The organism is Bradyrhizobium sp. LA2.1 (assembly GCF_040547725.1).
GTDB classification, from domain to species: Bacteria; Pseudomonadota; Alphaproteobacteria; order Rhizobiales; family Xanthobacteraceae; genus Bradyrhizobium; species Bradyrhizobium barranii.
This window is the reverse complement of the sequence record NZ_JBEPQI010000007.1, coordinates 310,942-325,749: the sequence shown is the minus strand read 5'-3', so window position 1 is coordinate 325,749 and position 14,808 is coordinate 310,942. Positions and strand designations below refer to the sequence as shown.

8 protein-coding genes are annotated in these 14,808 nt (G+C 63.1%); 7 read left to right on the top strand and 1 reads right to left on the bottom strand.

Annotated features, from left to right (window positions below):
- Positions 1-93: 93 nt before the first annotated feature.
- The 3 genes from rpoC (at position 94) to ABIB95_RS16460 (ending at position 8,712) form a co-directional block, all read left to right on the top strand.
- Entirely contained in the window at positions 94-4,290 is a 4,197-nt protein-coding gene (gene rpoC, locus ABIB95_RS16470) for a DNA-directed RNA polymerase subunit beta' (RefSeq protein ID WP_071912831.1), read from the top strand.
- Between the two features lie 192 nt (positions 4,291-4,482).
- Positions 4,483-6,546 (top strand): FAD-dependent oxidoreductase, encoded by a 2,064-nt coding sequence (locus ABIB95_RS16465; RefSeq protein WP_354240591.1) that lies wholly within the window; start codon positions 4,483-4,485, stop codon positions 6,544-6,546.
- 132 nt (positions 6,547-6,678) lie between these two features.
- The gene (locus tag ABIB95_RS16460) at positions 6,679-8,712 is read left to right on the top strand and encodes an ABC transporter ATP-binding protein (protein WP_354240589.1); all 2,034 of its coding nucleotides are present in this window, start codon (positions 6,679-6,681) and stop codon (positions 8,710-8,712) included.
- On the opposite strand, the gene ABIB95_RS16455 is transcribed toward ABIB95_RS16460, so the two are convergent.
- Positions 8,625-9,878, bottom strand: a complete 1,254-nt coding sequence (locus tag ABIB95_RS16455; RefSeq protein WP_354240587.1) for an FAD-dependent oxidoreductase — start codon at positions 9,876-9,878, stop codon at positions 8,625-8,627. The genes ABIB95_RS16460 and ABIB95_RS16455 overlap by 88 nt on opposite strands.
- Before the next feature lie 698 nt (positions 9,879-10,576).
- On the opposite strand from ABIB95_RS16455, the gene rpsL reads away from it, so the two are divergent.
- The 4 genes from rpsL to tuf are packed head-to-tail and all read left to right on the top strand — an operon-like array spanning position 10,577 to position 14,768.
- The gene (gene rpsL / locus ABIB95_RS16450) at positions 10,577-10,948 is read left to right on the top strand and encodes a 30S ribosomal protein S12 (RefSeq protein ID WP_007603006.1); all 372 of its coding nucleotides are present in this window, start codon (positions 10,577-10,579) and stop codon (positions 10,946-10,948) included.
- Positions 10,949-10,963: 15 nt separating this feature from the next.
- Positions 10,964-11,434, top strand: a complete 471-nt coding sequence (gene rpsG, locus ABIB95_RS16445) for a 30S ribosomal protein S7 (RefSeq protein ID WP_063982575.1) — start codon at positions 10,964-10,966, stop codon at positions 11,432-11,434.
- Positions 11,435-11,464: 30 nt separating this feature from the next.
- Complete coding sequence (fusA, locus tag ABIB95_RS16440; protein WP_354240585.1) at positions 11,465-13,537, top strand: elongation factor G; 2,073 nt, start codon at positions 11,465-11,467, stop codon at positions 13,535-13,537.
- A gap of 40 nt (positions 13,538-13,577) precedes the next feature.
- Positions 13,578-14,768, top strand: a complete 1,191-nt coding sequence (gene tuf, locus ABIB95_RS16435) for an elongation factor Tu (RefSeq protein WP_063982577.1) — start codon at positions 13,578-13,580, stop codon at positions 14,766-14,768.
- Positions 14,769-14,808 lie beyond the last annotated feature (40 nt).

Here is a 14,808-nt window from a genome sequence, read left to right as displayed (position 1 = left end):
CGGCGCCCCTCCCGAGGCCTTGAGGGCAGGGCGCCCCGATTGAGTGATTTTCGAATTTGCGGCCGTAGGCGACCGGCACGCGAGGAGAAGACGATGAACCAAGAAATTATGAATCTCTTCAACCCGACGACTCCGGCTCAGGTCTTCGACCAGATCCGGATTTCGATCGCGTCTCCTGAGAAGATTCTGTCCTGGTCCTACGGCGAGATCAAGAAGCCGGAGACCATCAACTACCGTACCTTCAAGCCCGAGCGCGACGGCCTGTTCTGCGCCCGCATCTTCGGGCCGATCAAGGACTACGAGTGCTTGTGCGGCAAGTACAAGCGCATGAAGTACAAGGGCATCATCTGCGAGAAGTGCTCGGTCGAGGTCACGCTGTCGCGCGTCCGGCGCGAGCGCATGGGCCATATCGAGCTTGCAGCCCCCGTCGCGCACATCTGGTTCCTGAAGTCGCTGCCCTCGCGCATCGGCCTTCTGCTGGACATGACGCTGAAGGATCTCGAGCGGATCCTCTACTTCGAATATTACGTCGTGCTCGAGCCGGGTCTCACCGCGCTCAAGGACCGTCAGCTCTTGTCGGAAGACGAGTATCTGAAGGCGCAGGACGAGTACGGCCAGGATTCCTTCACCGCCATGATCGGCGCGGAAGCGATCCGCGAGCTGCTCAAGGGCATGGACCTCGAGAAGCTCGAAGCCACCTTGCGCCTCGAGATGCAGGAGACCGACTCCGACATCAAGCACAAGAAGCTCGCCAAGCGCCTGAAGATCGTGGAAGCGTTCCGCCACTCCGGCAACAAGCCGGAATGGATGATCATGACCGTGGTTCCGGTGATTCCGCCGGACCTGCGTCCGCTGGTGCCGCTGGACGGCGGCCGCTTCGCGACCTCGGACCTCAACGACCTCTACCGCCGCGTCATCAACCGCAACAACCGCTTGAAGCGGCTGATGGAGCTGCGTGCGCCCGACATCATCATCCGCAACGAGAAGCGCATGCTTCAGGAAGCGGTCGATGCGCTGTTCGACAACGGCCGCCGCGGCCGCGTCATCACGGGCGCCAACAAGCGTCCGCTGAAGTCGCTCGCCGACATGCTCAAGGGCAAGCAGGGTCGCTTCCGTCAGAACCTGCTCGGCAAGCGCGTCGACTATTCGGGCCGTTCGGTGATCGTGGTCGGTCCCGAGCTGCGCCTGCATCAGTGCGGCCTGCCGAAGAAGATGGCGCTCGAGCTGTTCAAGCCGTTCATCTATTCGCGGCTTGACGCCAAGGGCCTGTCCACCACCGTGAAGCAGGCGAAGAAGCTGGTCGAGAAGGAGCGGCCCGAGGTCTGGGACATCCTGGACGAGGTCATCCGCGAGCATCCGGTGCTGCTCAACCGCGCACCGACGCTGCATCGTCTCGGCATCCAGGCGTTCGAGCCCGTGCTGATCGAGGGCAAGGCGATCCAGCTGCATCCGCTGGTCTGCGCCGCGTTCAACGCCGACTTCGACGGCGACCAGATGGCCGTGCACGTTCCGCTGTCGCTCGAGGCGCAGCTGGAAGCGCGCGTCCTGATGATGTCGACCAACAACATCCTGCATCCGGCGAACGGCCAGCCGATCATCGTGCCGTCGCAGGACATCGTGCTCGGTCTCTACTACGTCTCGATCATGCGCGAAGGTCTGCCCGGCGAGGGCAAGATCTTCGGCGACATGGCCGAGCTCGAGCACGCGCTGCACGCGAAGGTCATCCACCTCCACACCAAGATCAAGTATCGGTGGCAGGGCATGGACGAGACCGGCAAGGTCTCGACGCGCTGGATCGAGACCACCGCGGGTCGCGTCATGCTCGGCAACCTGCTGCCGAAGAACCCGCGGATTTCGTACGAGATCATCAACAAGCTGATGACCAAGCGCGAAATCTCGGGCGTGATCGACCAGGTCTACCGTCACTGCGGCCAGAAGGAGACTGTGATCTTCTGCGACCGCATCATGGCGCTCGGCTTCTACAACGCGTTCAAGGCCGGCATCTCGTTCGGCAAGGACGACATGGTCGTGCCGCACTCCAAGTGGAAGATCGTCGACACCACCCGTACGCTGGCGAAGGATTTCGAGCAGCAGTACAACGACGGTCTGATCACCCATGGCGAGAAGTACAACAAGGTCGTCGACGCCTGGTCGAAGGCCACGGAAGAAATCGCCAAGGCGATGATGAAGGAGATCTCCTCGACCAAGAAGACGGCGAGCGGGGCGGATGCCGACATCAACTCGATCTACATGATGGCTCACTCCGGTGCCCGCGGTTCGCCGGCCCAGATGCGCCAGCTCGCCGGCATGCGCGGCCTGATGGCCAAGCCGTCGGGTGAGATCATCGAGACGCCGATCATCTCGAACTTCAAGGAAGGCCTCTCGGTGCTCGAGTACTTCAACTCGACCCACGGCGCCCGTAAGGGCCTCGCGGACACCGCGTTGAAGACCGCGAACTCGGGCTACCTGACCCGTCGTCTCGTCGACGTGGCGCAGGACTGCATCATCACGCAGAACGACTGCGGCACCAAGCTCGGCATCAAGATGCGCGCCATCGTCGATGCCGGCACCGTGGTCGCCTCGCTCGGCTCGCGCATCCTCGGCCGTACGGCCTGCGAAGACGTGCGTGACAGCTCGGGCAAGGTGATCATCAAGCGCGGTACGCTGATGGAAGAGAGCCATCTGGATGCCATCCACCAGGGTGGCGTGCAGGAGGTGAAGATCCGCTCGGCACTGACCTGCGAGCTCGTCAACGGCATCTGCGGCATGTGCTACGGCCGCGACCTCGCCCGCGGCACGCCGGTCAACCACGGTGAAGCCGTCGGCGTCATCGCGGCGCAGTCGATCGGCGAGCCCGGCACCCAGCTGACCATGCGCACCTTCCACATCGGTGGTGCGGCGCAGCTCAACGAGCAGTCGTTCGTCGAATCCAACTTCGACGGCAAGATCGTGATCAGGAACAAGGCCATCGCCCGCAACAGCGAAGGTCACCTGGTCGCGATGGTCCGCAACATGGTGATCGCGATCGTCGATGCCGACGGCACCGAGCGTGCGACGCACCGTATCCAGTACGGTTCGCGCCTGCACGTCGACGAGGGCGACACCGTCAAGCGCGGCCAGCGCATCGTCGAGTGGGATCCCTACACCCGTCCGCTGCTCACCGAAGTCGAAGGTACCATCGGCTTCGAGGATCTGGTCGAGGGGCAGTCGATCTCGGAAACGCTCGACGAGGCCACCGGTATCGCCAAGCGCGTGGTCATCGACTGGCGCTCGACCCGCGGCGGCGCGGACCTGCGTCCGGCCATCGTGGTCAAGGGCAAGGACGGCAAGGTGCTCAAGCTCGCCCGTGGCGGCGATGCCCGCTACATGCTGTCGGTCGATGCCATTCTCTCGGTCGACGTCGGAGCCAAGGTCAATACGGGCGACATCCTCGCCCGTGTCTCGACCGAAAGCGCCAAGACGCGTGACATCACCGGCGGTCTGCCGCGGGTGGCGGAACTGTTCGAGGCACGGCGTCCGAAGGATGCGGCGATCATCGCCGAAATCTCGGGCACCATCCGGTTCGGACGCGACTACAAGAACAAGCGTCGCATCTCGATCGAGCCGATGGACAAGACCGACGAGGCACGCGAGTACCTGATCCCGAAGGGCAAGCACATCCACCTTCAGGACGGCGACGTCGTCGAAAAGGGCGACTTCATCGTCGAAGGCAACCCGGCGCCGCACGACATCCTGGCGGTCAAGGGCATCGAGGAGCTCGCGGCCTATCTGGTCAACGAGATCCAGGAGGTCTACCGGCTCCAGGGCGTGCTCATCAACGACAAGCACATCGAGGTGATTGTCCGTCAGATGCTCCAGAAGGTGGAAGTCACCGACCAGGGCGACACGGACATGATCTCCGGCGAGCAGGTCGACAAGATCGAGTTCGACGCGCTCAACGAGAAGGCGAAGGAAGAGGGCAAGAAGATCGCCACGGGAACGCCGGTTCTGCTCGGCATCACCAAGGCGAGCCTCCAGACCCGCTCCTTCTTCTCGGCGGCCTCGTTCCAGGAGACCACCCGCGTCCTCACGGAAGCGGCGGTCAACGGCAAGGTCGATCCGCTCGAAGGTCTCAAGGAGAACGTCATCGTCGGCCGGCTGATCCCGGCGGGCACCGGCGCCTCCATGGCCAAGATCCGCGAAGTCGCGATGAAGCGCGACAAGCTGATCCTGGACGAGCGCGAGAAGCAGGCGGCCGTCGTGTCGCCCGCGCCGGAAGCGGAGCTTCCTGCGCTGCCTCCTGCGGAATAATCGTTCATCCGTAGGAATACCGAGGACAATGAAAAGGCCGGCGCAAGCCGGCCTTTTTGCTGCTTTGTTTGCCTGTTGCGGTGCAGGATCAACCTTTGTTCATCTTTCCTTCAGGCGCAAAAGCGCTTCTGCTAAGGGAAGTTAGACCGGTGGTCCCGTGACGGGGGCAGGGCCGGAGACCACGGAACTCATATGCTTGATCTCGCAATCGTAGGCGGCGGCCCCGGCGGGCTGATGAGCGCCTGGTACTTGAAGCGTAAGCTCGGCGACCTCTGCCGCATCACCATCTACGAGGCCTCCGACCGGCTCGGCGGCAAGATCGTCACGCGCAAATTCGATTCCGCGCCGGCGATGTACGAGGCCGGCGTTGCCGAGATCTACGACTACTCGATGACGGGTCCCGATCCGCTGCGCGAGCTGATCCAGCATTTCGGACTTCAGACCATTCCGATGGACGCCGAGCAGGTGCAGTTCGGCGGCGAGCTCCTCAACGACGTCGCGGGCATGCGCCGCAAATACGGCGCCAAGACTGCGGCTGCGATCGAGGCGTTCCGGAACCGCTGCGCCGAGGCGATGACGCCGATCGAATATTACGAGGGCGTCGGCGCGCACGACAACGAGAATCCCTGGGCCTACAAGACCGCCGAGCAGGTGCTCGACGAGGAGGTCGAGGACGAAACCGCAAAGCGTTTCTTCAAGGTGATGGCGCGCTCCGACATCGCGACTGAAAGCCACAACACCAACGGGCTCAACGCGCTCAAGAACTACCTGATGGATGTCGACGGCTATATCGGCCTCTATTCCATCCAGAACGGCAACGAGCAGCTGATCGAGTGCCTGCAGTCGGAGGTCAACGCCGACATCCAACTCAATCACCGCGTGCTCACCGTCGGCAAGGCGCCGACCGGCCGCTACCAGCTCAAGATGATGAATGGCAAGGGGCCGGAGACGCGCGACTTCGACCTCGTGCTGGTCTGCCTGCCGCATTCGTGGCTCGCGACGATGGGCTGGGAAGGCGAGCAGCTCCGCAAGTCGATGGTCAAGCACGTCTCGTATTTCGATCGTCCCGCGCACTATCTGCGCGTCTCGATCCTGTTCGACACGCCGTTCTGGGGCGAGAAGATTTCCGGCGCCTGGTTCATGTCGGAAGCCTTCGGCGGCTGCTGCGTCTACAACGAGGGCGCGCGCCATGACGTTGGCAAGCACGGCGTGCTGAACTGGCTGATTCCCGGCTCCGACGCGCTGGCCTTCGCCAATTTGTCGGATCAGGAGCTGATCGACGCCGCACTGAAATCGCTGCCCGCCTCGCTCGGCGATGCGCGTTCGCATTTCGTGGAAGGCAAGATCCACCGCTGGCTGTCGTCGGTGAACGCAATCCCCGGCGGTCTGCCCGTGCGCGACGTCATGACCAATCACCGGCCGGAGCCGAAGGAGCATCCCGGCATCGTGGTGGTCGGCGATTATCTGTTCGACTCCACGCTGAACGGTCTGCTCGACTCCTCGGACGCGGCGACCGACATCATCCTGACCGAGATGATGCGCCTGCGCCGCGAGCGCGGACAGGAGGAGGGCGAGCCGGTCTCGGACAAGATCGACCGCGACTATTTCGAGAATTATCGCGGCCTCGGTCCCTACAGCGAAGCCTGGCGCCACTTCACCGATCCCGATTATCTCACCAAGCTGATCGGCATGGTCTGGGGCAAGGCCAAGGGCGCCAAGCTGCTGGTCGCGGGCTCGGCCAGCGGCGAACTGGTGGGTGCGCTGCGCGATCGCGGCATCGATGCCTTCGGCATCGAGAACAACCGCGCCATCCACGCCAGGACGCCGAAGGCGCTGAAGAAGTACAACAAGCTCGGCTCGATCACCGACATGCCGTTCAAGGACGGCGCCTTCGACTTCGTGTTCGAGACCAGCCTCTGCCATGTTTCCCCGAAGCAGGTGGTCCGCGCGATCCGCGAACTGAACCGCGTGGTCAAGACCGGCCTCGTGTTCGGCTCGATCACCTCGGACATGGCTTCGGTGGTGATCGACCGCTACGACCTGCTGCGCGGCGTCAAGAAGCTCGGCACCTGGTGGGAATGGTCCGAGCTGTTCTTCGGCAACGGCTTCGACCTGTCGATGCACCGCAAGGACTGCACCGATGCGCTCTGGGAGGCGACGCTTGCCGCCAACAAGGGCCCGGGCCAGTGGTACGCCGACGCCGACAGCCTGCGTTATTCCTTCTTCGACAAGGTCGAGGATGAGGACGACGACTAGAGACAGGATCGGACCGGCGTAGCCAATTGCTTTGCCGAATTCGTCATGATCGCATAGAATCGGTGCGATAGCGGTTGCCGCTATTTCCTGCTTTCTCCGCGGTCATGCCGGCCGTCAGCATCGGTTGGTTTCATGGCGTCCAAGCCCCTCCCGCCCGACAAACAGAAACTCGCCACGGAAGAGGCGGCCGAGCTCGACGACAAGCTTGTCCCCGTCAAGCCGGACCTCGAAGACGGCGAGGACGACGAAGACGAGGAGGATGACGAGCTGGAGCTCGACGACGACGATGAGGACGAGGAGCTCGTCGTCTTTACCGCGCGCGAGGCCGCAGGCGCGCTCGCGACCATCCTGGGTTTCGTCAAGCCGTTCCTGTCCAACTACAAGCGGATGCTGTCATTCGTGGCGTTCGGCGTCTGCGTCGAGACGCTGTTCAACGTCATCATGCCGCTCAGCCTGAAGTACCTGATCGACGACGCGCTCGGTGAGGAGGATTTCCAGGCGCTCTACAAGATCCTCGGCGTGCTCGCGGTCGCCGGGATCTTCACCTCGATCGTGGCGGTCTGGTACGAGCGCTGGGACGCCAGGCTGGCTGCCTGCATCATCTCCGATGTCCGCAAACGCCTGTTCGAGCATGTCCAGGACCTGCCGGCGGCCTATTTCGGCCGCACCAAGCGCGGCGAGATACTGTCGCGCTTTTCCGTCGACCTTTCGGCCTTCGAGGGCTCGGTCAAGACCTTCGCCAACAGTGCGGCGCTGCCGTTCCTGGAATTGATCGCCGGCATCATCCTGATGGTGTTCCTGAACTGGCAGCTCGCCGCGGTTGCGCTGCTGGTGTTCCCGATCACGCTGATCGGGCCGCGCATCCTCACCCCGAAGGCGGTGCAGGCCAATTACGAGCAGAAGCAGAACGAGAGCGCGCTGCTCGGCATGGTGCAGGAGAACGTGGCCGCGCAGGCCGTGATCAAGGCGTTCAGCCTGCAACGCAAGATGTTCGGCTTCTTCAGCTTCCGCAACGACGAGACCCGCCGCAAGATCGCTTCGGCTGCGTTCCTGTCGACCATGGTGGAGCGGACGGTCACCATTTCGGTGCTGCTGCTGCACCTCGTCGTGCTCGCGATCGGCGCGTATCTGGCGACCAAGGGCCAGATCACCATCGGCACCTTCGTCACCTTCGAGAGCGCGTTCTGGGAGGTCTCCTACAACATCGCCCACGTGATGCACTTCATCCCGGTGTCGATCTCCTCGGCCGCCGCGATCCGCCACATGCAGGAGCTGCTGGACGAGCCGACGCGCGGCGCCGATCGTCCCGGCGCGCCCGATCTGCCGCGCATCACCAACGACATCACCTTCGACCACGTGACGTTCCAGTACGAAGGCAGCCAGACGCCGGTGCTGGACAATCTCAGCCTCAAGCTCAACGCCGGCAAGCGCATCGCCATCGTCGGCCCCTCGGGCTCCGGCAAGAGCACGCTGCTCAATCTGATCCTGCGGCTGTACGTGCCCAACGAGGGGCGCGTCGCCATCGACGGCGTCGACGTCCGCAAGGTGACGCTGGATTCGCTGCGCCGGAGCATGGCGGTGGTGTTCCAGGAGAACATGCTGTTCAACATGTCGATTCGCGAGAACATCCGGCTCGGCAAGGAAGGCGCGACCGACGAGGAGGTGGAGGACGCTGCCAAGAAGGCCGAGATCCACCGCTACATCATGAGCCTGCCGCAGCGCTACGACACGCCGGTCGGCGAGCGCGGCGATACGCTGTCGGGCGGCCAGCGCCAGCGCATCGCGATCGCGCGCGCGGTCATCCGTAACCCTTCCGTGCTGCTGCTGGACGAAGCCACCTCGGCGCTCGACCAGACCACCGAGGCCGCGATCAACCGTACGCTGCTGAAGGTCGCGAAGGGGCGCACCATGATCTGGTCGACCCATCGCCTGACCTCCGTGGTCGAGATGGACGAGATCATCGTGATCTCAGGGGGCAGGGCGATCGAGCGCGGCTCGCATGCCGAGCTGCTCGCCAGGAACGGCACCTATCGCAAGCTGTGGAACGACCAGATCCATCAGCCGCATGGCGCCGTGGCTCAGGCCGATGACGACAGCGACGATGACGACGAGGATGAAGACGACCTCGACGAGGATGATGAGGACGAGGACGACGAGGAGGCGTGACCGAGCAAGTTCGGCTCCAGATGAATTGCTCCTCCGAGCGGCCGCAGCAAGCCTTGAACTGACCAAGCGATGAAGCGCGCCCAGCGCTGCGCGGTCCAGTAGGGACTCGTCGCGGTCGAGACGGAGCGGAACTCGAACGCCTTCGCCGCCGACCATTCGTCGCAGGCCCGCTTGACCGGATCGGCGTAGAAGGTGGCGATCTTGGCCCCGTCCATCCCGTCGGAGGCGAGCCACTCCGGGATATGGACGTTGCAGAGCCGCTCGACGTCGGTGAAGACCTTGTCACAGCCGGTGCCGGCGGCGGGGCAGGAGGTCGAGAACGCATCGCCCACCAGCACGAGGCCGGGCTGGCCGCTTGCGTCGTTCACATAGAGGTCGACCGGACGGATCTTGATCTCGCCGGCGATGTCGAAGGCGCCGGTGATGCGCTTGAGCCGGGGCAGGGCGGCGTTCAGCGTCTCGGCTGGCGCGCGGCGCAGCTCGCGCAGCCATGGGTCGTCGACGCCGCGATAGACGAACAGATTGGCGCGCATCCGCGGACCGGTCGGAAACAGTGTGATGTAGGGGATTCGGTCGCTCGGCCGCTCCGAGAAATAGGTCAGCGCCGGGAAGTCGAACGAATTCCGCCCCGCCGGCACCACGTCGAACCCGATCGAGATCGAATGGCAGGCGCTGATGATTTTTCGCGCGATGCCGAGCTGGTGGCGCAGGCCGACGTTCAGACCGTTGGCGAGAACGACCAGCCGGGCCGAGATCGTCTCCTCATTGGAGAGCGTGATCTTTTGCCGCTCCGGGCTCGTCTCGAGCGAGACCGCCTTGGCACAGATGCGCTCGACGCCAGCAGGGATCTCGTCGCGGACGGCGTTGACGAGCGAATCGTAGAGGATGTTGAACTGCCGACTCGGCGCCTTGTCGAGCAAACGGCCGAATCGGGCGATCCAGTTTTCGCCGGCAAAGGTCGCGCGGCGCAGCACCGATTCTCCGATTCCGGTCTTCAGGAATCGCTCGACCTGGACGTGACCACTGAGTTTTTCGACTCGAAAGTCCGCCGGATAGCTCTCATGCGGGTCGATCAGCACCGTCGAAATGCCGGCGCGGCCGAGCATTGCGGCGGCGGTTGAGCCGGACAATCCCCCGCCGATAATGGCAATGTCGGTGTAGCGCATGGTGCAAATCTCTGCCGCAGGCGGCAGATTGACGCATCAACAGGAAAAAAAGCCTTAGCAAGGGTTATAAAAGTACATTTAGCCCGGGTATAAATTGTTTTTGGGCTGGCGGAACAGGCGTCCTGTCCCCATATCCGGCAGGCGCGGTGAGTGCGGGCAAACGGCGATTTCGTCAGGTGGCAGAAGCGTTTTCTGACTGTCGTTTCACCTTGACTTGGCCGACTCTCACTTATAGAAAGCGCCTCACTTAACGACAGGCGGTGAGCATCGCCAGCGTCGGAACGGGCCACCCGTTGATCCGCAGGGATTAGATCCCCAAGGATCGGATCCTCAGGGATCGCTAAGACGGGCACCAACCTCGACGAATGCCGCTCAAACGCTGTCGATCATAGCTAGGCAATGCCAGTGCGATTTTAGGTCTCTTGAGCTCGTTCTCTTGAGATCGAATTCGGATGCATGACCTCGGTGCGCGGGCCGCAGCTTTATGCTGATTGGCCTGAAACTGCGGTCCTCTGTGGCGTCGTAACGCTTTCCGCTCGGTGATGGAGCGGTTGGCGCAATTTCGCTTTGTGCGGATTGTTCCGTGCGAGGCGACCTCGTCGGGCGGGTGGCCCGAAAAGAATTGCGGATCCGGCAACGGGCCGCGCCAAGACAGCGGACCCGGAAGGGACCGCGGCAGAACAAAGGGTAAGGCCAGGATGCCGACGATCAACCAGCTGATCGCTCAACCGCGTGAAGTGCAGAAGTCGCGCAAGAAGGTGCCGGCGCTGCAGCAGTCGCCGCAGAAGCGTGGTGTTTGCACCCGCGTCTACACCACGACCCCGAAGAAGCCGAACTCGGCGCTTCGTAAGGTCGCCAAGGTGCGCCTGACGAACGGCTTCGAGGTGATCGGCTACATCCCCGGCGAAGGTCATAACCTCCAGGAGCACTCGGTGGTCATGATCCGCGGCGGCCGCGTCAAGGACTTGCCCGGCGTGCGCTACCACATCCTCCGCGGCGTTCTGGATACCCAGGGCGTCAAGAACCGTAAGCAGCGTCGTTCGAAGTACGGCGCGAAGCGTCCGAAGTAAGCGGGAACCAGCTCAATGTCTCGTCGCCACTCAGCGGAAAAGCGCGAAGTTCTTCCCGATCCGAAGTTCGGGAACATCATCGTCACGAAGTTCATGAACTCGGTGATGTACGCCGGCAAGAAGTCGGTCGCCGAAGGCATCGTCTACGGTGCGTTCGGCATCATCGAAGCCAAGACCAAGCAGAGCCCCCTCGGCGTGTTCGAGCAGGCACTCGAGAACGTCATGCCGACGATCGAAGTGCGCTCCCGCCGCGTCGGCGGCGCGACCTACCAGGTGCCGGTCGAAGTTCGTTCGGTGCGCCGTCAGGCGCTGGGCATTCGCTGGCTGATCTCGGCCGCGCGCGATCGCAACGAGAAGACGATGACCGAGCGGCTCTCGGCTGAGCTGCTCGACGCCTCGAACAACCGCGGCAACGCCGTCAAGAAGCGCGAAGACGTGCACCGGATGGCGGAAGCCAACCGCGCCTTCTCGCACTATCGCTGGTAACGGCGAAACACGGAATCTAAGGATCAGCCCATGCCTCGCGTTCATGCCATAGAGAACTACCGCAATTTCGGTATCATGGCGCATATCGATGCCGGCAAGACCACGACCACCGAGCGCATCCTCTATTACACCGGCAAGAGCCACAAGATCGGCGAAGTGCACGAGGGTGCCGCGACGATGGATTGGATGGAGCAGGAGCAGGAGCGTGGCATCACGATCACCTCGGCTGCCACCACCGCATTCTGGGCCGGCAAGCGCCTGAACATCATCGACACCCCCGGCCACGTCGACTTCACCATTGAAGTCGAGCGTTCGCTGCGCGTGCTCGACGGCGCCGTCTGCGTGCTCGACTCGAACCAGGGCGTCGAGCCCCAGACCGAGACCGTCTGGCGCCAGGGTGACAAGTACAAGGTTCCGCGCATCGTCTTCGCCAACAAGATGGACAAGACGGGTGCCGACTTCTTCAAGTGCCTGGCCGACATCGTTGACCGCCTCGGCGCCAAGCCGATCGCAATCCAGCTTCCGATCGGTGCCGAGAACAACTTCAAGGGTCTCGTCGACCTCGTGAAGATGCAGGGCATCATCTGGAACGATGAATCGCTCGGCGCGAAGTTCGACTATGTCGACATCCCGGAAGATATGGTCGAGCAGGCCAAGGAATACCGCGAGAAGATGGTGGAAGCCGCCGTCGAGCTCGACGATGATGCATTGGCTGCCTTCCTCGACGGCAAGGAGCCGGACGAAGCGACGCTGAAGCGGTTGATCCGCAAAGCGGTGCTGACCGGCGCGTTCTATCCCGTGCTGTGCGGCTCGGCCTTCAAGAACAAGGGTGTGCAGCCGCTGCTCGACGCCGTCGTCGACTATCTGCCGTCGCCGATCGACGTGCCCGCGATCAAGGGCACCGACGACCGCGGCAACGAGGTCGTGCGCAAGGCGGACGACAAGGAGCCGCTCGCGCTGCTCGCGTTCAAGATCATGGACGACCCGTTCGTCGGCACCATCACCTTCTGCCGCATCTACTCCGGCGTCCTGCAGAGCGGCACCGGTGTCGTGAACTCGACGCGCGAGAAGAAGGAGCGCATCGGGCGCATGCTGCTGATGCATGCGAACAACCGCGAGGACATCAAGGAAGCCTATGCCGGCGACATCGTCGCGCTGGCCGGCCTGAAGGAAGCGCGCACCGGTGACACGCTGTGCGATCCCGACAAGCAGGTGATCCTGGAGAAGATGGAATTCCCCGAGCCGGTCATCGAGATCGCGATCGAGCCGAAGTCCAAGGCCGACCAGGAAAAGCTGGGCGTTGCGCTGGCGAAGCTCGCCGCGGAGGATCCGTCCTTCCGCGTGTCGACCGACCAGGAGTCCGGCCAGACCATCCTCAAGGGCATGGGCGAACTCCATCTCGACATCAAGGTCGACATCCTCAGGCGTACCTACAAGGTCGACGCAAACATCGGCGCGCCGCAGGTTGCGTTCCGTGAGCGCGTCACCAAGAAGGCCGAGGTCAAGTACACCCACAAGAAGCAGACCGGCGGTACCGGTCAGTTCGCGGAAGTGTCGATCGTGGTCGAGCCGAACGAGCCCGGCAAGGGCTACGAGTTCGAGTCCAAGATCGTCGGCGGTGCGGTTCCGAAGGAATACATCCCCGGCGTCGAAAAGGGCCTCAACAGCGTGATGAGCTCTGGTGTCGTCGCGGGCTTCCCCGTGGTCGACGTCAAGGTTCAGCTCGTCGACGGCAAGTACCACGACGTCGACTCGTCGGCGCTCGCCTTCGAAATCGCATCGCGCGCGGCATTCCGCGAAGCGCTGCAGAAGGGCAAGTCCGTCCTGCTCGAGCCGATCATGAAGGTCGAAGTGGTGACCCCGGAAGACTACACCGGCTCGGTCATCGGCGACCTGAATTCCCGGCGCGGTCAGATCCAGGGTCAGGACATGCGCGGCAACGCCAACGTCATCAACGCGATGGTGCCGCTCATGAACATGTTCGGGTACGTGAACAACCTGCGCTCGATGAGCCAGGGGCGCGCGACCTTCACCATGCAGTTCGACCACTACGCAGAAGCGCCGGCCAATGTGTCGGCAGAAGTCCAGAAGAAGTTTGCCTGATTGTCGTCGGTCTCGAACTGACGATTGAACGGAGAGTCAAATGGCCAAAGCAAAGTTTGAACGTAACAAACCGCACTGCAACATCGGCACCATCGGTCACGTCGACCATGGCAAGACGTCGTTGACGGCTGCGATCACCAAGATCCTCGCCGAGACCGGCGGTGCGACGTTCACGGCGTACGACCAGATCGACAAGGCGCCGGAAGAGAAGGCGCGCGGCATCACGATCTCGACGGCGCACGTCGAGTACGAGACCAAGAACCGCCACTATGCCCACGTCGACTGCCCGGGCCACGCCGACTACGTGAAGAACATGATCACCGGCGCCGCCCAGATGGACGGTGCGATCCTGGTCGTGTCGGCCGCTGACGGCCCGATGCCGCAGACCCGCGAGCATATCCTGCTCGCCCGCCAGGTCGGCGTGCCCGCGCTCGTCGTGTTCCTCAACAAGTGCGACATGGTCGACGATCCGGAACTGCTCGAGCTCGTCGAGCTCGAAGTCCGCGAGCTGCTCTCGAAGTACGACTTCCCGGGCGACAAGATCCCGATCATCAAGGGTTCGGCGCTCGCCGCTCTCGAAGATTCCGACAAGAAGCTCGGCCATGACGCCATCCTCGAGCTGATGAAGAATGTCGACGAGTACATTCCGCAGCCGGAGCGTCCGGTCGACCAGCCCTTCCTGATGCCGGTTGAAGACGTGTTCTCGATCTCGGGCCGCGGCACCGTCGTGACCGGCCGTGTCGAGCGCGGCATCGTCAAGGTCGGCGAGGAAATCGAGATCGTCGGTCTGCGCGCCACGCAGAAGACCACGGTCACGGGCGTCGAAATGTTCCGCAAGCTGCTCGATCAGGGCCAGGCCGGCGACAACATCGGTGCGCTGCTCCGCGGCACCAAGCGCGAGGACGTCGAGCGCGGCCAGGTGCTGTGCAAGCCGGGTTCGGTCAAGCCGCACACCAAGTTCAAGGCTGAGGCCTACATCCTCACCAAGGAAGAGGGCGGCCGCCACACCCCGTTCTTCACCAACTACCGTCCGCAGTTCTACTTCCGCACCACCGACGTGACCGGTGTCGTGCATCTGCCGGAAGGCACCGAGATGGTGATGCCGGGCGACAACATCGCGATGGAAGTGCACCTGATCGTGCCGATCGCGATGGAAGAGAAGCTCCGCTTCGCGATCCGCGAAGGTGGCCGCACCGTCGGCGCCGGCGTCGTCGCCTCGATCATCGAGTAATTACGAGAATAGGGATTGGCGCGTAGCGAGTGTGACATTC